Annotated in this window: 22 protein-coding genes; 14 read left to right on the top strand and 8 right to left on the bottom strand. The window is 63.9% G+C overall.

Translation table 11 applies throughout. The features are described 5' to 3' along the window. Nucleotides 1–10 precede the first annotated feature (10 nt). On the bottom strand, nucleotides 11–2,170 hold the full coding sequence (locus NKI46_RS04730) for a transglycosylase domain-containing protein (protein WP_352744995.1): 2,160 nt from the start codon (nucleotides 2,168–2,170) through the stop codon (nucleotides 11–13). A gap of 127 nt (nucleotides 2,171–2,297) precedes the next feature. Here NKI46_RS04730 and NKI46_RS04725 point away from each other — a divergent pair, with 127 nt between their 5' ends. Further along, nucleotides 2,298–2,594 carry a glycine cleavage T C-terminal barrel domain-containing protein gene (locus tag NKI46_RS04725; RefSeq protein WP_352744992.1) on the top strand — a complete coding sequence of 99 codons (297 nt, stop codon included), beginning with the start codon at nucleotides 2,298–2,300 and terminating at the stop codon, nucleotides 2,592–2,594. Beyond that, complete coding sequence (locus NKI46_RS04720; protein ID WP_352744989.1) at nucleotides 2,584–4,137, top strand: trimethylamine methyltransferase family protein; 1,554 nt, start codon at nucleotides 2,584–2,586, stop codon at nucleotides 4,135–4,137. The genes NKI46_RS04725 and NKI46_RS04720 overlap by 11 nt, the downstream gene beginning before the upstream one ends. Nucleotides 4,138–4,449: 312 nt before the next feature. Here the strand turns inward: NKI46_RS04720 and groL are convergent, their stop codons facing one another. Next, nucleotides 4,450–6,078, bottom strand: coding sequence for a chaperonin GroEL (gene groL / locus NKI46_RS04715; RefSeq protein WP_352744986.1), 1,629 nt, complete (start codon nucleotides 6,076–6,078; stop codon nucleotides 4,450–4,452). A 64-nt stretch (nucleotides 6,079–6,142) separates the two neighbouring features. Further along, nucleotides 6,143–6,505, bottom strand: a complete 363-nt coding sequence (locus tag NKI46_RS04710; RefSeq protein ID WP_352744983.1) for a co-chaperone GroES — start codon at nucleotides 6,503–6,505, stop codon at nucleotides 6,143–6,145. A gap of 247 nt (nucleotides 6,506–6,752) precedes the next feature. Here NKI46_RS04710 and NKI46_RS04705 point away from each other — a divergent pair, with 247 nt between their 5' ends. Both NKI46_RS04705 and NKI46_RS04700 read left to right on the top strand, forming a co-directional pair. Beyond that, nucleotides 6,753–7,016 carry a hypothetical protein gene (locus NKI46_RS04705; protein ID WP_023670169.1) on the top strand — a complete coding sequence of 88 codons (264 nt, stop codon included), beginning with the start codon at nucleotides 6,753–6,755 and terminating at the stop codon, nucleotides 7,014–7,016. Continuing rightward, on the top strand, nucleotides 7,013–7,279 hold the full coding sequence (locus NKI46_RS04700; RefSeq protein ID WP_023705437.1) for a DUF1488 family protein: 267 nt from the start codon (nucleotides 7,013–7,015) through the stop codon (nucleotides 7,277–7,279). The genes NKI46_RS04705 and NKI46_RS04700 overlap by 4 nt, the downstream gene beginning before the upstream one ends. 42 nt (nucleotides 7,280–7,321) lie before the next feature. On the opposite strand, the gene NKI46_RS04695 is transcribed toward NKI46_RS04700, so the two are convergent. Together NKI46_RS04695 and NKI46_RS04690 are read right to left on the bottom strand one after the other, a co-directional pair. Beyond that, nucleotides 7,322–7,513, bottom strand: a complete 192-nt coding sequence (locus tag NKI46_RS04695; protein WP_352744979.1) for a hypothetical protein — start codon at nucleotides 7,511–7,513, stop codon at nucleotides 7,322–7,324. Nucleotides 7,514–7,520: 7 nt separating this feature from the next. Then, nucleotides 7,521–7,730 (bottom strand): hypothetical protein, encoded by a 210-nt coding sequence (locus tag NKI46_RS04690; RefSeq protein ID WP_023727640.1) that lies wholly within the window; start codon nucleotides 7,728–7,730, stop codon nucleotides 7,521–7,523. A gap of 217 nt (nucleotides 7,731–7,947) precedes the next feature. On the opposite strand from NKI46_RS04690, the gene NKI46_RS04685 reads away from it, so the two are divergent. Beyond that, on the top strand, nucleotides 7,948–8,355 hold the full coding sequence (locus NKI46_RS04685) for a DUF3168 domain-containing protein (RefSeq protein ID WP_352744976.1): 408 nt from the start codon (nucleotides 7,948–7,950) through the stop codon (nucleotides 8,353–8,355). Between the two features lie 6 nt (nucleotides 8,356–8,361). On the opposite strand, the gene NKI46_RS04680 is transcribed toward NKI46_RS04685, so the two are convergent. Continuing rightward, entirely contained in the window at nucleotides 8,362–8,748 is a 387-nt protein-coding gene (locus tag NKI46_RS04680) for an ester cyclase (RefSeq protein ID WP_023732030.1), read from the bottom strand. A gap of 279 nt (nucleotides 8,749–9,027) precedes the next feature. Here NKI46_RS04680 and NKI46_RS04675 point away from each other — a divergent pair, with 279 nt between their 5' ends. The 8 genes from NKI46_RS04675 (at nucleotide 9,028) to NKI46_RS04640 (ending at nucleotide 16,180) form a co-directional block, all read left to right on the top strand. Continuing rightward, on the top strand, nucleotides 9,028–9,288 hold the full coding sequence (locus NKI46_RS04675; RefSeq protein WP_023670174.1) for a hypothetical protein: 261 nt from the start codon (nucleotides 9,028–9,030) through the stop codon (nucleotides 9,286–9,288). A gap of 82 nt (nucleotides 9,289–9,370) precedes the next feature. Then, nucleotides 9,371–10,036 (top strand): response regulator transcription factor, encoded by a 666-nt coding sequence (locus NKI46_RS04670; RefSeq protein ID WP_023670175.1) that lies wholly within the window; start codon nucleotides 9,371–9,373, stop codon nucleotides 10,034–10,036. Then, entirely contained in the window at nucleotides 10,020–11,438 is a 1,419-nt protein-coding gene (locus tag NKI46_RS04665; RefSeq protein WP_023821067.1) for an ATP-binding protein, read from the top strand. The genes NKI46_RS04670 and NKI46_RS04665 overlap by 17 nt, the downstream gene beginning before the upstream one ends. 174 nt (nucleotides 11,439–11,612) lie before the next feature. Beyond that, the gene (locus NKI46_RS04660) at nucleotides 11,613–12,056 is read left to right on the top strand and encodes an RT0821/Lpp0805 family surface protein (protein ID WP_352744973.1); all 444 of its coding nucleotides are present in this window, start codon (nucleotides 11,613–11,615) and stop codon (nucleotides 12,054–12,056) included. 85 nt (nucleotides 12,057–12,141) lie between these two features. Further along, a complete protein-coding gene (gene ccmI / locus NKI46_RS04655; RefSeq protein WP_352744970.1) occupies nucleotides 12,142–13,281 on the top strand; it encodes a c-type cytochrome biogenesis protein CcmI in 1,140 nt (379 codons plus the stop codon). A gap of 3 nt (nucleotides 13,282–13,284) precedes the next feature. Continuing rightward, nucleotides 13,285–13,728 (top strand): cytochrome c maturation protein CcmE, encoded by a 444-nt coding sequence (gene ccmE, locus NKI46_RS04650; RefSeq protein WP_023670179.1) that lies wholly within the window; start codon nucleotides 13,285–13,287, stop codon nucleotides 13,726–13,728. Next, nucleotides 13,728–15,719, top strand: coding sequence for a heme lyase CcmF/NrfE family subunit (locus NKI46_RS04645; protein WP_023670180.1), 1,992 nt, complete (start codon nucleotides 13,728–13,730; stop codon nucleotides 15,717–15,719). The genes ccmE and NKI46_RS04645 overlap by 1 nt, the downstream gene beginning before the upstream one ends. After that, a complete protein-coding gene (locus NKI46_RS04640; protein ID WP_352744968.1) occupies nucleotides 15,716–16,180 on the top strand; it encodes a cytochrome c-type biogenesis protein in 465 nt (154 codons plus the stop codon). The genes NKI46_RS04645 and NKI46_RS04640 overlap by 4 nt, the downstream gene beginning before the upstream one ends. Here NKI46_RS04640 and NKI46_RS04635 read toward each other — a convergent pair. Both NKI46_RS04635 and NKI46_RS04630 read right to left on the bottom strand, forming a co-directional pair. After that, nucleotides 16,177–16,485, bottom strand: a complete 309-nt coding sequence (locus NKI46_RS04635) for a type II toxin-antitoxin system RelE/ParE family toxin (RefSeq protein WP_023670182.1) — start codon at nucleotides 16,483–16,485, stop codon at nucleotides 16,177–16,179. The genes NKI46_RS04640 and NKI46_RS04635 overlap by 4 nt on opposite strands. Continuing rightward, complete coding sequence (locus tag NKI46_RS04630; RefSeq protein ID WP_352744965.1) at nucleotides 16,482–16,751, bottom strand: CopG family ribbon-helix-helix protein; 270 nt, start codon at nucleotides 16,749–16,751, stop codon at nucleotides 16,482–16,484. The genes NKI46_RS04635 and NKI46_RS04630 overlap by 4 nt, the downstream gene beginning before the upstream one ends. Nucleotides 16,752–16,942: 191 nt before the next feature. Between NKI46_RS04630 and NKI46_RS04625 the strand changes: the two genes are divergently transcribed. Next, nucleotides 16,943–18,496, top strand: a complete 1,554-nt coding sequence (locus NKI46_RS04625; protein ID WP_023752740.1) for a Do family serine endopeptidase — start codon at nucleotides 16,943–16,945, stop codon at nucleotides 18,494–18,496. Nucleotides 18,497–18,576 lie beyond the last annotated feature (80 nt).

Here is an 18,576-nt window from a genome sequence, read left to right as displayed (position 1 = left end):
CGCTGTGGAATCAAAGCGCCGACAGGGTCTCCGATGTCTGCGGCGAGCCGAGCACGGGCGCGGCCTGGAACACCTTGGTCATCTCGCGCAGCGTCTGTGTCGTGCGGCTGGACAGCACCGCCGGGCGCTCGGCCGCGGCATCCGCTGCTGCCTGATCGGCATTTTTCTTCTCCGCTTCCTCGGCCTTGGCCGCGATCTCTTCGTCGACGAAGGGTTTGTCTAGGCCGGGGATCGGCTTCAGGTCGATATTCTGGTGCGCATAGACCATCAGCCGCTGCCACACCATCGCCGGCAGCGTGCCGCCGGTCATGTTGCGGGTCGGGGTGAAGTCGTCATTGCCGAGCCAGACGGCAGCCGTGTAATTGCCGGTGAAGCCGACGAACCAGGCGTCGCGGTAGGATTGCGTCGTCCCCGTCTTGCCGGCGACGACGATGTTGGGCAGCTGCGCGCGCCGCGCGGTGCCGATCGCCGGCACCGCAGCCAGCATGGTGTTCATGTATTTCAAAGCCTGTTCCGACAGAACCCGATGCGGCGCCGGCGCATCCTTGGCAAAGTCGTAGACGACATCGCCGGTGCGGGTGACGAGCTGGGTGATGCCGTGCCGCGAGCCGGCGAAGCCGTTCTGCGCGAACACGCTGTAGCCCGTCGCCTGGTCCATGACCGTCATGCCCGATGTGCCGAGCACCATGGTCTTGTGCGACTCCAGCGGCGATTCCACGCCGAATGATTCGGCCATCGCCTTGATCGGGCCGATGCCGAGATAGTCCTTGGCCAGCCGTACCGGCACGGTGTTGATCGATTTGGCGATCGCCGTGATCAGCGTCACATTGCCGGCCGAGCCGCCATTGTAATTGTGCGGTGACCAGCCGCCCCAGCTGATCGGCCCGCCTGAGACGACGGAGTCCGGGGTGAACCCGTGCTCCATGGCGGTGGCGTAGACGTAAGGTTTGAACGAGGAGCCGGTCTGGCGCAGCGCCTTGGTGGCGCGGTTGAACTGGCTTGCGCCATAGTCGCGGCCGCCGACAATGGCGCGCACCGCGCCATTGGTCTCGATCACCACAACGGCGCCCTCGGTGACGTTGTATTCCTTGCCGAACTGGCGGAGATGGAATTCGATGGATTCCTCCGCCGCTTTCTGGATGTTGGCGTCGAAAGTGGTGTGTGCGACCAGCGAATGCTGGCCGGGCTTGGCCATCTTCTTGACCTCATCGAAGGCCCAGTCGAGGTAATAGTCCGGGCTCTTCTGCTCGCCGCGGTCGACGATCTCGGCTGGATGCAGCCTCGCCTGCAGCACCTGGCCTTCGGTCATGAAACCGGAATCGACGAGGTTCGACAGCACCACATTGGCGCGAGCACGGGCGGCGGGCAGGTTGATGTGCGGGGCGTATTTGGTCGGCGCCTTGAACAGGCCGGCCAGCATCGCCGCCTCGGCGAGGTTCAGATCCTTGACGCTCTTGCCGAAATAGAAATCCGCCGCCGCCTCGATGCCGAACGTGCCGCCGCCCATATAGGCGCGGTCGAGATAGAGCTGCAGGATCTCCTTCTTCGACAGATTGGCCTCCAGCCACAGCGACAGGAAGGCTTCCTTGATCTTGCGCTGGAAGGTACGCTCATTCGACAGGAACAGGTTCTTGGCCAGCTGCTGGGTGATGCTGGAGCCGCCCTGGACGACGGAATTGGCCCGCACATTCTCGAAGATGGCGCGCGACAGGCCGAGCACGTCGATGCCGTAGTGCTCGAAGAAGCGCCGGTCCTCGGTCGCCAGCACTGCTTTGATGACATGGTCCGGCATCTCGTCGACAGGCACGGAATCGCGCTGGATGATGCCGCGCTGGCCAATCTCGTTGCCGTAGCGGTCGAGGAAGGTGACGGCGAAATCGCCCTGACTGCGCCAGTCGCCGGTGGTGATCTGGAAGGCCGGCATCGCGAGTGCGAGCAGCACGACGACGCCGCCGGCGCCCATCGTAAAACCTTCGCTCAGCACCTCGATGATGCCGCGTCGCCAGCCGGTGACTCGGAAGCGCCGCGAAAAAATGGTCGCCGACTCCCAGAACTGGCCGGCCTTGAAGCCGATTTCGTAGAGCGAGGAATCGATCCACGCGTCCACCGCCAGCAGTGCGGCGGCGATCGGACCTCTTCGTCTTGGACGTCGTTCTAAAGGACTGGCCATTCCCGAAACTCACCCAACCCACCTGAGAACCGCAAGCGGGCAATTTCAGGGCGGGCATACCCGGCGAAGACTATTCTTCCATTTCAGCCCGGCTCACAAGGGCAGCCAGGCCACACCGCACGGTTTGTTGAGCGCCGCCCGGATCGTGACGCTGGAGGTCGACGCCGTCGATGCCGACGCCAGTGGCTTCGAGCCAGTCTGGCACAAGGGCCGGCGCGTCGGCTTCGTCGCCTCAGCCGGCTATGGCTACACAATAGGCAAAAGCGTCGCGCTGACGTTGCTGGGCGACGAATTCGCCGGGGAGGGGACCGCGCTTTGGGTGCACATTGTCGGCGTCGAGCGGCCGGCGCGAATTATTCCGGCCTCGCCATACGACCCCGAGGGCAGGCGATGCGGCATGAGGAGTTTTGGCCATGGTCGATGACATCATAAGGGAGACCAGGCGCGAGCGCCGGCGCGGGCACACCGGTGAGGCCGGCAGCGGGTCAAGCCGCCACCCGAACTATCGCTCGCTCAAAAACCCGTTCCTGCCCCAGCCGGTGTTTTCGGACGACCAGGTCGCGGCCATCCACGGCACGGCGTTGCGCGTGCTGGAAGAGCTCGGCATCAAGGTGCTGCTGCCGGAGGCACGGGCGATCTACGCCAAAGCCGGTGCGCTGGTCGACGAGGACAGCCAGATGGTGCGCATCGGCCGCGATATTGTCACTGCGGCAATCGCCTCGGCGCCAAAATCCATCCGGGCGCTGGCGGGCGACCGTAGCCGCGATCTCATGCTGGAGCTCGGCTCGATGACGTTCCTCGCCGGAGCCGGGGCGCCCAACGTCACCGATCTCGAACGCGGACGGCGTCCGGGCACGCTCGCCGCTTTCGAAGAACTGACCAAGCTTGTTCAGAATTTCGACGTGCTGCATATGCTCGGCCCCTGGATCGAGCCTCAGGATGTCGACAACCGTTTGCGCCACTATGCCGTCAACCGTGCGCAGCTGACCCTGTCGGACAAGTTCCCCTTCGTCTTCGCGCGCGGCACGCCGCAGGTCGAGGATGGGTTCGAGATGATCAGGCTGGCGCGCGGGCTCTCGCAGGACGAGTTCCTGGCCGGCGTCCATTGCTACACCGTGATCAACACCAATTCGCCGCGCCAGCTCGATATCCCGATGGCGCAAGGCATCATCGACTTCGCCAAGGCCAGCCAGGTGTCCATCATCACGCCCTTCTGCCTGGCCGGCGCCATGGCGCCGATCACCGTCGCCGGCGCATTGACGCTGCAGCATGCCGAGGCGCTGGCTGGTCTCGCGCTGGCGCAGATGGTGCGGCCGGGCGCACCGGTGGTTTACGGATCCTTCTCCTCCAATGTGGACATGAAGTCCGGCGCACCGGCCTTCGGCACGCCCGAGCACGTCAAGGCGACGCTGGGCGCCGGCCAGCTGGCGCGCTTCACCGGCCTGCCTTGGCGGTCCGGCGGCGGCAGTGCGGCCAACATTTCCGATGTGCAGGCGGCGCACGAGACGCAGTTCGCGCTGTGGGGCTCGGTGCTTGCCGGCGCCACCGTCTGCATCCATGCCGCGGGCTGGCTGGAGGGTGGCCTCAGCGTCTCCTACGAGAAGCTGATCACCGATATCGAGGCATTGCAGACGGTTGCCGAACTCTGCGCTACGACCCCCGGCGACGAGGATTCGATCGGCTTCGAGGCGATCGCCGAAGTTCAGCCGGGCGGGCATTTCTTCTCCGCCGGCCACACCATGACGCGCTACCGCACCGCCTTCTACGAGCCGCTGGTCGCCGACTGGTCGAATTTCGGCAGCTGGACGCAGTCCGGTTCGAAGTCGGCCACCGAGCGCGCCACCGGCATCTGGAAGCGGACGCTGGCCGACTTCCAGCCGCCGGCGTCGGCCGTTGCCACATCCGATGTACTCGACGAGTTCATTGCCCGCCGCACCGAAGAGGGCGGAGCGTTGCCGGTGTCGTGAGGTTGGCAGCCGTCAAATCGGCCGCTTGTCGCCGGTCTTCGACGGCTCGCGGCGAATCGGCCCGGCATCGGCCTGCCTGTGCTTGTCGGCGGAATCCGGCGGATGCGATCGAAGCGGCTCTCCTCCGCCGGCTTGGTCGCGGATACAGCGTATGGCTTCGGGGCAAATGTGATCATCTGTCGATCTCCGTGTCGTTGCTGACTGGTCTTGACTGACTGACGGAAATTCCTGGCTCGCCGGGGAAATGTCCCCGGCAGTCTGTTCTGATTTATGCCCGCCCAGATTCCCAGGCGGGCAATTTTCGGGCGATGGTCAGTAGCCGCCCATGCCGCCACCGCCGCCCGCAGGCGCCGCATCCTTGGCCGGGATGTCGGTGATCATCGCTTCGGCGGTGATCAGAAGGGCGGCGATCGAGCCGGCGTCCTGCAACGCGGTGCGCACCACTTTCGCCGGATCGACGATGCCGGCCTTGATCATGTCGACATAGACCTCGTTCTGGGCATCAAAGCCCTGATTCTGGTCCTTGCTGTCGGACAGCTTGCCGACGACGATCGAGCCTTCGACGCCGGAATTCTCGGCGATCTGGCGGATCGGGGCTTCAAGCGCCCTGAGCACGATCGAAATGCCGGCGGTCACATCGTCATTGGCGCCGGTCAGGCCGGCCAGAGCCGATCTTGCGCGCAGAAGCGCCACGCCACCGCCGGGCACGATGCCTTCTTCCACCGCCGCGCGCGTCGCATTCAGCGCGTCGTCGATGCGGTCCTTCTTTTCCTTCACTTCAGACTCGGTGACGCCGCCGACGCGGATCACGGCGACGCCGCCGGCGAGCTTGGCCAGCCGCTCCTGCAGCTTCTCCTTGTCATAGTCGGACGTGGTCTCCTCGATCTGGCCCTTGATCTGCGCGATGCGCGCCTGGATGGTCGCCTTGGTGCCTGCGCCGTCGATGATCGTGGTGGTGTCCTTCTCGATCAGTACGCGCTTGGCGCGGCCAAGCATCTCGATGGTGACGTTTTCGAGCTTGATGCCGAGATCCTCTGAAATCATCTGGCCCGATGTCAGCACGGCGATGTCTTCCAGCATCGCCTTGCGGCGATCGCCGAAGCCCGGCGCCTTGACGGCCGCGACCTTGAGGCCGCCGCGCAGCTTGTTGACGACCAGCGTCGCCAGCGCTTCGCCTTCGACGTCTTCCGAGATGATCAGCAGCGGCCTGCCGCTCTGCACCACTGCTTCGAGGATCGGCAGCATCGCCTGTAGATTGCCGAGCTTCTTTTCGTGGATGAGCACGTAAGGCTCTTCCAGTTCGACGCGCATCTTGTCGGCATTGGTGACGAAATAGGGTGAGAGATAGCCGCGGTCGAACTGCATGCCTTCGACGACGTCGAGTTCGGTGTCGGCGGTCTTGGCCTCCTCGACGGTGATGACGCCGTCATTGCCGACCTTGTCCATCGCCTTGGCGATCATGGCGCCGACGCTGGCATCGCCATTGGCGGCGATGGTGCCGACCTGGGCGATCTCGGCCGACGACTTGACCTTCTTGGCCTTCGCCTTGATGTCCTTGACCACGGCGGCGACAGCCTGGTCGATGCCACGCTTGAGGTCCATCGGGTTCATGCCGGCGGCAACCAGCTTGGCGCCTTCGCGCAGGATCGATGCGGCCAGCAACGTGGCGGTGGTGGTGCCGTCACCGGCGAGGTCGTTGGTCTTCGAAGCCACTTCACGCACCATCTGCGCGCCCATGTTCTCGAACTTGTCAGCAAGCTCGATTTCCTTGGCCACCGTCACACCGTCCTTGGTGATGCGCGGCGCGCCATAAGCCTTGTCGATGATGACGTTGCGGCCCTTGGGGCCGAGCGTGACCTTCACCGCATTGGTGAGGATCTCGACGCCGCGCAGCATGCGGTCGCGCGCGTCGGTGGCGAATTTGATTTCCTTGGCAGACATTTTTTTCAATCCCGTTGGTGTGGTGAAGCAAGCGGCTCGCCGGAGCCTGGCAAAGCCAGGCCGGTCAGGCAGCCTTCTTGGCTTTGACGCTCTTCTCGGTGACGACCGTCCCGCTCTTGCCGATAGCGGCCGTCTCGCTCTTGTCGATGACGCCCATAATGTCGGCTTCCTTCATGATCAGCAGGTCCTCGCCGTTGATCTTGACCTCGGTGCCCGACCATTTGCCGAACAGGATGAAGTCGCCGGCCTTGACGTCGAGCGGAACAAGCGCGCCGTTTTCGTCGCGTGCGCCCGGCCCAACGGCGATGACTTCGCCTTCCTGCGGCTTTTCCTTGGCATTGTCGGGAATGATGATGCCGCCCTTGGATTTGACATCGCCTTCGGCGCGCCGGATGACGACGCGGTCGTGGAGTGGCCGAAACTTCATGAGAACTTCTTTCTGGGGCCGGCATAGGCGACCGCGCCGTTCTTATAGGCGTGTTGGCACTCGATAGATAGGAGTGCCAAAAATTATTCGTGGCCAAAATTAAATATTAAAAAGTATTATGATGTCTGCAGGGTTCGAAACGTCGCGAGGCGCCTAGATATTTCAAAAAATTGAATTTCGAGGCAAAAGTGACTATTTATATCGTAAGTTCGATTTCACAATTTCAGGCACGAAGGAGATTTAGGCGATGGCCGAAGGCAATCAGAGCATCATGGAAAAAGCTGAAGCCCGCTTCATGGACAAGCAGAAGAAGACGGCCGAGCGCAACAAGGCAACCTCCGACTACATGTCCGAAGCGAGGGCCAGGGAGATCAAGACAGCAAGGCTCAGGGAATTGCGCCTGGCTAAGGAAGAGGCCGACCGCGTCGCGGAAGCCTTGAACCCGACACCGAAGAAGAAGCGGGCGACAGTCAAGAAAGCCGCCGCCGCGCCGAAGGGGGGCACGTCATGAGCCTGACATTCCCCAATCCAAGCCGCTTCTATGACGAGGCCGGCAAGCGCGTCCGCTTTGTCGGCCATGACGGCATGTTCCAGATTTCCTTCTCTGTCGCCGCCGATGCCCTCTCTAAGGCGCCATCAGGGACGGCGACCGCGGAAGCCACCTATCTGGCGGCCTTCGATACCGCGTCCAGCTCCATCCATGACATTGCCAGCAAGGCCTACGCCCGCACCCGCAAGAGCATTTATGTGCTCACAGCCGCGGATTTCGGCTAGCGCGCGTTCGTCTTGCATCAGAGCGGCTGAGATCAGCGTGCGTCAGGACGTGCGGTCGGCTTTTGCCCGCCGCTTGACGTCCCGGCTGTTCAGGCGGTCGGCCATCGCTTCCGCATCGCGCAAATTCATGGCCACCATCACCTGTTGCTTAAGATCGACAGGCTGGCCGGTGAAGATGTCGAAGATAGTCCAGCTCTCGGGCTCGTCCATGCGCAACGCGTAGCGGTTTGCCATATCGGCATCAGGCCTTTGACATGAAAAATGCCGCCGCCAGGATCAGGATTGTCCAGGCCACCACCGACAGCTTCAAGGCCAGGCCGCCGTGCATTGAAAGTATCTCGCGCATGCGCAGGGCCACGGTCCTCTTCGACAGGGCGGGTGCTGCCGCAATCGCGACCGGGGGCTTGACGCCAAGCTTTCCAAAAGCCGGCAGCAGCGGTGGCGTTCGCATGAAATGACCTCGAATTGCCGGAGAAAACAGGGCTCCTCATAACACCCTTCTTGAAACTCCCCGCATGCCAAATAGAACCCGGTCCGTGAAAGGGCCATGCCGCCCGATTCGCCGCCTTCCATCAGGCGGATCGTCATCTGGCGAAATCCGTGCAACGCGGTTAGGTTGCGCGCGAAACTGAGGTTGTTCAAAGCGTGACAGGCGAACGGAGACGACGATGACGGCGCCCGGCGATTTGCTGCAAGCCTTGTTCATGAGATTGAAGAGCGATGCCTCGCTGACGGCGCTGCTCGGCGGCGCCGGGTTGCGCGAGCAGGCGGCCGACAGTGCCGCCTTCCCTTATGTGACCTATGGCAGGACCAGCGCATTCGATCTGGACACCGGCGCCGACAATGATGACGACCAGCTCATCACGCTGCATGTCTGGTCGAAGGCGCAAGGCGAGGCCGAGACGCGTCTGATTATGGACAGCATCCGGGCGCGCCTTGACGGCGCCGCTTTCGCCACCGGCTCGCGCGACCAGACCCACCTGTCGCTGGAGTTCGCCGAGGCCCGCTACGACGAGGACCTGGCGCTCTACCACGGGGTGCTGCGGATACGCGCTCTCACCGAACAAAGTGATTGAAGCAACCTAGATCTGCGCCTGGATCTCGGCCTTGTCGATGACTGACCACACCTCGCGGATGCGACCCTCTCCGAATTCGTAGAAAACATTCTCAGCGAACGACACGCGCTTGCCGTTCACCGGCAGGCCGAACAGCACGCCCTTGGGATGACAGTCGAAATGCAGGCGCGCCGCCACGCGCGGCGGCTGGCAGACCAGCAGTTCGATGTTGAAGCGGAGGTCGGGAATCGCCTCGAAATCGCCTTCGAGCATACGGCGATAACCCGACAGGCCCAGCATTTCGCCATTGTGCTGCACCTCGTCGCCGACAAAGTCTCCAAGTTTCGCCCAGTCCTGGGCATTCAGGCAAGCGATATAGCCCCGGTAAAGGTCGGCAAGGTGTTTATCCGTCATGGCGCACTCCGATGATTTGACGTTTTCCCGCGCTATTTAGGGCGGCCCCAGAATGGTCTCGCCTTGACCTGTTCCCAATCTGGCTGCGAATTGAGAACCTGCGCGCAAACACCATAGCCGCGCAGCCGGTTTTCCGGTTATGAATCCATTGCCCGGTCTGAGGGACTGGGCGGTAGGATCGCATTCATTCGTTGCGCGCGCAGGGGGTATTGCGGGGATGGATTTTCACCCGTTCACCGTTCATTTCACGTTCAGCACAGTTGCGTTACAACGCCGACCATGAAAACGCTTCGCTCTCATGTCAGAACCGCGATACTGGCGCTCACAGCGGCCGGCCTGTTGGCGTCGCAAGCGACGCCGGCAGCCGCGGCGGATTGCTACGCGATCGGCCAGCAGGTTGCCGAGCAGAATGGCGGCACGCTGGCCAAGGCTTCGCAGACGACGCGTGGCGGCCAGGAGGTCTGCGTCATCGTCGTGCTTGTGCCGGGCAAGGACGGCCAGCGTCCGCGCCGCTCCGAGATCGTCGTCCCGGCGAACTGATCCAATCTTCCCCCTTGCAGGGCTCGTTTCCCAGACCACCGGAATCGGCCTATATCTGACACATCAACAGGCCTGACCGATCATGCGCGTACTCGTCGTCGAAGATGACAAGGATCTCAACCGGCAGCTGGCCGACGCGCTGGTCGATGCCGGCTATGTCGTCGACCGCTCCTATGACGGCGAGGAGGGGCATTTCCTCGGCGACACCGAGCCCTACGATGCCGTCGTGCTCGACATAGGCCTGCCGCAGATGGACGGCATCAGCGTCGTCGAGCGCTGGCGCCGCAACGGCCGCAAGATGCCGGTGCTGATCCTGACAGCGCGCGACCGCTGGAGCGACAAGGTGTCGGGCATCGATGCCGGCGCCGACGACTATGTCACCAAGCCGTTCCACATCGAGGAGGTGCTGGCCAGGGTGAGGGCGCTGATCCGCCGCGCCGCCGGCCATGCCTCGTCCGAGCTCACTTGCGGGCCGCTGCGCCTCGACACCAAGGCCTCCAAGGCCGATGTCAACGGCGTGCCGCTGAAGCTGACCTCGCATGAGTTCCGCCTGCTGGCGTATCTGATGCACCATATGGGCGAGGTGGTGTCGCGCACCGAGCTGGTCGAGCATCTCTACGACCAGGATTTCGACCGCGATTCCAACACCATCGAGGTCTTTGTCGGCCGGCTGCGCAAGAAGATGGGCATCGACATGATCGAAACCGTGCGCGGCATGGGCTATCGCATGCGTGAGCCGGAGGCGTAAGGCGGAACCGCTCCCCATACCAGCAAGGAAGCCTTTTTCGGCGCGGCTCTGGCCGCGCTCGCTGGCCTTCCGCGTCATCGGATTTTCCACGATCTGGGCGATCCTCACCCTGATCGTCATCTTCACTCTGATCACCACGCTCTACCGCCAGGCCAGCGAGCGCGGCTTCGACAGCCTGCTGTCGGCGCATCTGTTCAATCTGATCGGCTCGGTCGGCGTTTCCGAATCCGGCCAGCTCACCGGTGCTCCCGACCTTGGCGACCTGCGCTTCTCGGAGCCGAATTCGGGCTGGTACTGGTCGGTGGAGCCGGCTTCCGAAGGCGTGCACGGCAACCTTCATTCGTCCTCGATGACCACGACGATCCCGTCGCCGACCGTTGCCGAGGTGCCTTTCAATTCCAGTTTCCAGCGCAGCTATTCCACCGACGGCATCGGTGACGAGGAACTGCAAGTGTTCGAAAGCGAATTCGTCCTCGATGCCAAGAACCGCGCCGCGCGCTTCCGCGTAATGGGCAACAAGACCGAGCTCGAGCACGAGATCGCCACCTTCCAGGGCCGCCTGTTGACCTATCTCAGCCTGTTCGGCGTCGGCATGATCGCCATCAATGCGATCGCCATCCTGCTCGGCCTGCAGCCCTTGCGCCGGGTTCGCAACGCGCTTGCCCAGGTGCGCGAAGGCACGGCGCAACGGCTCGACGGCCAGTTTCCCGCCGAGATCGAGCCGCTCGCCAACGAGACCAATGCGCTGATCGAAAACAACAAGCGCATCGTCGAGCGTTCACGCACGCAGGTCGGCAACCTCGCCCATTCGCTGAAGACGCCGCTCGCAGTTTTGATCAACGAGGGCCGGGCGCTCGGCGGCGCCAAGGGCCAGCTCATCGCCGACCAGGCGGCGTCGATGCAGAAACAGGTCGACCACTACCTGCAGCGGGCACGGGTCGCGGCGCAGCGCGACAGCGTCGTCTACCGCACGCCGGTGACGCCGCTGGTGCAGCGCATGGTGCGCGTGCTGCAAAAACTCAAGCCTGATGTCAGCCTGTCGCTTACGCTGCCGGCGGCCGACATCGTCTTTGCTGGCGAGCGCGAGGATTTGGAGGAACTGGTCGGCAACCTCCTCGACAATGCGATGAAATGGGCAAGGAGCACTGTTGCCGTATCCGTCACGCCGGCCGCAGCCGGCCTGTTCGAGCTATCGATCGAGGATGACGGTCCCGGCATCCCCGAGGACAAGGCCCGCGATGTCTTGAAACGCGGCCGGCGCCTCGACGAGACAAAGCCGGGAACCGGGCTCGGACTTGCCATCGTTGCCGACCTCGTCAACGAGTATGGCGGGGCGCTGGCGCTGGAACGCTCCACGATGGGCGGGCTGAAGGCGGTTGTGCGCTTGCGGAGCTTGCAATGATGTACTGCCCAGGGCCAATCGACACGGCCGAATGCCTGTGTTATGGCGGCCCCTCGATTGCGCAAAAGCCGTTAAGAACGGCCAAATTTCCGACAAATATCAATAGTATGACGTCCTGACGCCCCCGATGACGCGGCCCCCAGCGCATCCCGTTCAAGAAAACCGGTTGTTGGCATGAAGATTCGCGTTGCGCTCGTTTCCGCACTGCTCGCTCTTTCCGGCTGCGGAACGCTGGGCAAGGGCAGTGGCCCGGATATCTCCATCACCAACCCGCCCGCGTCGCCTCCTTCAGGGGCCAAAGTCGCGACGACGATCATCTCGGCCATGGCCGGCGGGCTCGTCGGCGGATCGATCGGCAGCGGCCTGAACAGCACCGAGAAGCGCAAGGCGCTCGAGGCGGAATACAAGGCGCTCGAATATACGGCGAGCGGCCAGAAGGTGACCTGGAAGGGCGACAGTTCGGCTCATTCCGGCGAAGTCGTCGCGGCCCAGCCCTACCGCGTCGGCTCGCAGGATTGCCGCCAGTACACCCATACGGTGTTTACCGGCACGGCCGGCCAGACCGCGCGGGGCACCGCATGCCGCAACGCCGACGGCAGCTGGACGCCGCTGACCTGAACATTGAGCCGGGGTCGGAATCCCGTCAAAGCGTCGCAGCACCCTCATGTTGTGAGAGCAGGGCTCTCGCTCTATTGGAAGAACCATGCTGTTCTGGGTCATAGCCGCAATCCTCACGCTGGGCGCAAGCCTGACGGTGCTGCTGCCGCTGACCAGTGGCGGCACGGACGCTCCGACCAGCAGCGACCATGACCTCGAAGTCTATCGCGATCAATTGGCCGAGCTCGAGCGTGACGCCGCGCGCGGCCTGATCCAGCCGGCGGAAGCCGAGGAGGCGCGCGCCGAAATCGCCCGCCGCATCCTTCGGCTGGGAAATGCCGGCCAGGCCGATGCCGCGACGCTTCAGCAGCCGTCAAAGGCGGCCAGGCTGGTGGCGACATCAGCGGTGCTGATGGTCCCGCTGCTCAGCTGGGGCATGTACAGCCAGCTCGGCTCGCCCGATCTGCCGTCGCAGCCGCTTGCCGAACGGCTGGCCAAGAATCCGGCCGATAGTTCGGTCGATGAGTTGGTGGCGCGCGCCGAGGCCCATCTTGCCGCCAACCCTGGCGATGGACGCGGCTGGGACGTGCTCGCCCCGATCTATCTGCGCCTGCAGCGCTTTCCCGATGCCGTGACCGCCTATCGCAATGCCATCCGCCTCGATGGCGACACGGCTGCCCGCGAGGCCGGTCTCGGCGAAGCGATTGCCAATGCGGCCGGCGGCATCGTTTCGGCCGATGCGCAATCCGCTTTCGAACAGGCGCTAAAACTCGACCCGGCAAACGCGAAAGCCTCGTTCTATTTGGCGATGGCGCTGGCCCAGGAAGGCCGCATACCCGAGGCAACCACGGCTTGGCAGAAAATGCTCGATTCCCTGCCGCAGGATTCGCCATGGCGCGGAGCTGTCCAACAGGCACTGGCCGAGGCCGCCAACCGCAGCGTCGCGTCAGGAGAGCCCGCCAAAGGCCCCGACGCCGCAGCCGTCGATGCCGCCTCGTCGATGGCGCCGCGGGACAGGCAGGCCATGATCGAAACCATGGTCGCCGGCCTCGACGAAAAATTGCGGCAAAATCCGCGCGACACGGAAGGATGGATGCGGCTCATTCGTTCCTATGTTGTGCTGGGCAAGGCCGACCAGGCGCGGGACGCGCTGCATCGCGGTATTGCCGTGTTTGGCGCCGACAGTGAGGAAGCGAAGAAATTCACCGCCTTTGCCGCCTCGCTCGGCCTGACGGCGACGGAGTAGGACATGACGCGCAAGCAGAAGCGATTGTCGGTGATTGTCGGAGGTCTTGCCTTCCTCGGCGCCGCCACCGGGCTGACCTTCTATGCGTTGGGCCAGAAGGCCTCCTATTTCTATATGCCCGCCGATCTGACCACCGCCAGCTTGCAGCCGGGACAGCGCATCAGGCTCGGCGGCCTCGTCGAAAAGGGCACGGTCGTGCGCGGGCAGGGCGCGACGGTTGCGTTCTCGGTCACCGACACGCACAAATCGGTCAAGGTCAGCTATACCGGCATCCTGCCCGATCTGTTCCGCGAGGAGCAGGGCGTCATCACCGAAGGCAGCTTTGGCGCCGACGGCGTTTTCGTCGCCGACAGCGTGCTGGCCAAGCATGACGAGCGCTACATGCCCAAGGAAGTCGCTGACGGGCTGAAGGCCAAGGGCGTGTGGCAAGAGAGCAAGAGCCAGTAATGGTTGAGACCGGACACTTCGCGCTCGTCCTCGCCTTTGTGCTGTCGCTGGTGCAGACGCTGGTGCCGCTGATCGGCGCCCGTACCGGCAACCAGAGGCTGATGGCTGTCGGCGGTCCCGTCACGGTCACAGGCTTCGCGCTCACGGCGCTATCGTTCGCAGCACTCGCCGGCGCCTATGCAAGTTCCGATTTCTCGGTAGCGAGCGTGTGGGAAAACTCGCATTCGCTGCAGCCGCTGATCTACAAGATCACCGGAACCTGGGGCAATCACGAAGGCTCGATGCTGCTCTGGGTGCTGATCCTGACCTTCTTCGGTGCGCTGGTCGCTGTCTTCGGCTCCAACCTTCCGGCGACGCTGCGCGCCAATGTGCTGGCCGTGCAGGGGGCTATCGGCGCCACCTTCTTCCTGTTCATCCTGGCGACATCCAATCCGTTCACCCGGCTCAATCCGGCGCCGATCGAGGGCCGCGATCTCAACCCGGTCCTGCAGGATCTTGGCCTCGCCATCCATCCGCCGCTGCTCTATCTCGGCTATGTCGGGTTCTCTATCTGCTTTTCCTTCTCGGTCGCCGCCCTCATCGAAGGCCGCATCGATGCCTCCTGGGCGCGCTGGGTGCGGCCGTGGACGCTGGTCGCCTGGATGTTCCTCACCGGCGGCATCGCGATGGGCTCCTACTGGGCCTACTACGAGCTCGGCTGGGGCGGCTTCTGGTTCTGGGATCCGGTCGAAAACGCCTCCTTTATGCCGTGGCTGGCCGGCACGGCTCTTCTGCATTCGGCGATCGTCATGGAGAAGCGTTCGGCGCTCAAGATCTGGACGCTGCTGCTTGCCATCCTCACCTTCTCGCTGTCGCTGCTCGGCACCTTCCTGGTGCGCTCCGGCGTGCTGACCTCGGTGCATGCTTTCGCCACCGATCCGACCCGCGGCATCTTCATCCTGTGCATTTTGACGCTGTTCATCGGCGGCTCGCTGGCCCTGTTTGCGCTGCGCGCCTCGCGGCTGACGGCCGGCGGCCTGTTCCACCCGATCTCGCGCGAAGGCGCACTCGTCCTCAACAATCTGTTCCTGACCACGGCCACGGCGACCGTGCTGGTCGGCACGCTCTATCCGCTGGCGGTCGAAGCGCTTTCGGCCGGCAAGATCTCAGTCGGCGCCCCCTTCTTCAACCTGACATTCGGCCCGCTGATGGTGCCGCTGCTGGTCGTGGTTCCTTTCGGACCATTGCTCGCCTGGAAGCGCGGTGACCTCTATGCCGTCGCCCAGCGCCTGATGGCGGCTTTCGGCGCCGCTCTCCTGGCGATGCTGGTCACCGGGCTGTTCATCGACGGCGCGTCGGTGTTCGCCGCCCTTGGTGTCGGCCTCGCCTGCTGGCTGGTCTGCGGCGCGCTCACCGACCTCGCCGTCAAGTCCGGCTTTGGCAATGTGTCGCACGCCATCATGCTGCGCCGTTTCGCCGGCCTGCCGCGTTCGGTGTTCGGCACTGCACTTGCCCATCTCGGCCTCGGGCTGACGACGCTCGGCATTGTCGGCACGCTGTGCTTCGGCACCGAAAGGATACTGTCGATGCATGCCGGCGAGAGCGTCGAACTCTCCGGCCACACGCTGCGTTTCGACGGCCTCTTCCCGGCGCAGGGTCCGAACTACAGCGAGCAGCGCGGCCGCTTTTCCCTGATCGGCGCCGATGGCGGCGTTTCAGCCGAAATCACCTCGGCCAAGCGCTTCTTTCCGGTGCGGCAGACGACGACGACCGAATCCGGCATCGAGACGATCGGCTTCAGCCAGCTCTATCTGTCGCTGGGCGATGAAGGCACCGATGGATCCGTCGTGGTGCGCCTGTGGTGGAAGCCGCTGGTGACGCTGATCTGGGGCGGAGCTCTGGTGATGATGGCGGGAGCCGCAATGTCGCTGCTCGACCGTCGCCTGCGGGTTGGCGCACCCTCGCGCCGCCGCAAGCAGGCAGCCTCCATGCCGTCGGCAGGCGCGCCGTGAGCACCAGGTTCTCGTTGGCCTCGCTCACCCTGCTTCTGGCGCTGCTGTTTGCCGGCGCGGCGCAAGCGGTGAAACCGGACGAGGTTCTCACCGATCCGGCGCTCGAGGCGAGGGCGCGGCTACTGTCGGAAGGCCTGCGCTGCATGGTCTGCCAGAACCAGTCCATAGACGAATCCGATGCAGACCTCGCCCGCGACCTGCGCATCCTGGTGCGCCAGCGCCTGGTTGCCGGCGATACCGACCAGCAGGTGATGGACTATATCGTGTCGCGCTACGGCGAGTTCGTGCTGTTGAAGCCGCGCTTCAGCCCGCGCAACGCCTTGCTTTGGGGCACGCCGGTGCTTCTGCTTCTAGTCGGCGGCATTTACATTGTGCTGACCACACGCTCCCGCCGCTCGTTGGCAACCAAGGCGCTGAGCGCCGAGGAACAGGCGGCGCTGGACAAGATGCTGAGCGACTAGCTCGGCCATTCCTCCAAAGGCCAGTCCCGCGACGTGTGGATGGCGCGCAGGATAACAATGCTCTGACGGCCGGCGATCAGGCGCAATTCATAGGCAATGATGTAGGGCAGGCGGCCGATGGGCTTCTCATAAGTGCCTGTTACCCGGCCAGGTCGGCCCGTCGCCATATCACCAAGGCCCCGGCCCATTTCACGGATACGGTCCGCGAGGCGTCGGGCGGCGGCAGGATTGTCCTGAGCGATAAAGGCAACTTGCTGCGTGAGATCGTCCAGCGCTTCTCGCGACCAGGTGACGAACCGCTTCACGCCTTGCCTGCGCGCCTGGCTTTCGCTGCTTCGATCACCGCGTCGAGCTCCGCCATGGCGTCGTCGTGGGGCACGACACGGCCAGCCTCTGCGTCGGCCATGCCACGTTTTATGCCTTCGATGATATCCAGCTCGCGATCGACATAGGCTGAGACCGCCTCGGCGGCGAGGAACGATTTACTACGCCTGGTCTCGGTAGCGATCTGCTCCAGCTTCAGCTTGGTCTCGGACGAGACTCGAATGGTCATGGTGGTGCTTGCTGTCATTGTGAAAGCCTTGTGCTGAGTTGTGTACACCATAGGGCAGCAGGCGAGCGCAACCAAGCGATTTGTGCGACCGCCCAACATTACAAAACTTTCATGCACCGGAAATGGCGCCGTAATGTGCGCCTCTCTATTTCTCTTGTCCGAGGATGCTCTGCCTGAGCCGCATCCAGTGAAAAGAGGATACGAGACCCATGACTATCGCCCCCAACCCATATTCCCGCACCCGCAAACGCCTGTTGGCCGCCGCCGCTTCGCTGGCCATTGCCGGCGGCATCGGTTTCGGCGCCGTTGCCACTGGTACAGCTCCCGTTCTGGCCGACGCCGTGCGGGTCGAAGCGCCCCAGGTGCCGGGCTTTGCCGATGTCGTCGAGCGCGTTTCGCCGGCCGTGGTCAGCGTCAAGGTCAAGGCCAAGATCGAGCCTGCCGCCGATGACGGCTCCGACCAGTCCGACGATCCGGACGGCATGAACAACCTGCCCGACAATCCGCAGCTGCGCCAGTTCTTCAAGCAATTCCGCGGCTTTGGTGATCAGAACGGCCATGACGGCGGCAATCGTCGCTTCAGCCACCGCGACCATAACAACGACCAGCCGCGTCCGGTGGCGCAGGGTTCTGGCTTCTTCATCTCCGATGACGGCTATCTCGTCACCAACAACCATGTCGTCGAGGAAGGCTCCGCCTTCACAGTGGTGATGAATGACGGCAAGGAGCTTGACGCCAAGCTGATCGGCACCGATCCGCGCACCGATCTGGCGGTGCTCAAGGTCGATGGCGTCGGCAAGTTCACCTATGTCGATTTCGCCGACGATTCCAAGGTTCGCGTCGGCGACTGGGTGGTGGCCGTCGGCAATCCGTTCGGCCTCGGCGGCACCGTCACCGCCGGCATCGTCTCGGCCCGTGGCCGTGATATCGGCGCCGGTCCCTACGACGACTTCATCCAGATCGACGCCTCGGTCAACCGCGGCAATTCGGGCGGCCCGACCTTCAACCTCAACGGCCAGGTCGTCGGCATCAACACCGCGATCTTCTCGCCGTCGGGCGGAAGCGTCGGCATCGCCTTCGACATTCCGGCCTCGACCGCCAAGCAGGTGGTGCAGGATCTGATGAAGAGCGGCTCGGTGCAGCGTGGCTGGCTCGGCGTCGAAATCCAGCCGGTTACATCGGACATCGCCGAATCGCTGGGCCTGAAGTCGCAGAACGGGGCTCTGGTTTCGGGCGCCCAGGACGGTGGCCCCGGCAAGAAGGCCGGCATCACCGCCGGTGACGTGATCACCCAGGTCGAAGGCAAGGACGTCGCATCGCCGAAGGAACTGGCTCGTCTGATCGGCGCCTACCCACCCGGCAAGTCGGTCGACGTCACGGTGTGGCGCGACGGCAAGAGCCAGACCATCAAGGTCGATCTCGGCACGTTGCCATCCACCGACAAGCAGGCCTCGGCCGACCCGCAGCAGCCCGCGGCACCGGCAAAGCCCGCCGCGCTGGCCGATCTCGGCCTCACCGTCACCAAGTCGGAAAACGGCAAGGGCCTGGTGGTGACCGATGTCGATCCAGACAGCGATGCCGCCGACCGCGGCATCCAGCCCGGCGATGTCATCACCTCGGTCAATTCGACGGAGGTGAACGGCACCGAAGACGTCGCCAAGGCGATGGCCGATGCGGTCAAGTCCGGCCGCAAGGCGGTGCTGATGCAGATCACCCGCGACGATTCAAACCGCTTCGTCGCGCTGCCAGTCGCCAAAGGCTGACATCACACAGTTTCCAGTGCGGCGGTTTCAACACCCCCGAGCCGCCGCACGGGAAGCAAGGGGCCGAACGCGTTAGTCAG

Source organism: Mesorhizobium sp. M0615 (genome assembly GCF_040320805.1).
Classification (GTDB): domain Bacteria; phylum Pseudomonadota; class Alphaproteobacteria; order Rhizobiales; family Rhizobiaceae; genus Mesorhizobium.
Note: the sequence above shows the minus strand (reverse complement) of the source record. Positions and strands in the feature narration are given on the sequence as shown.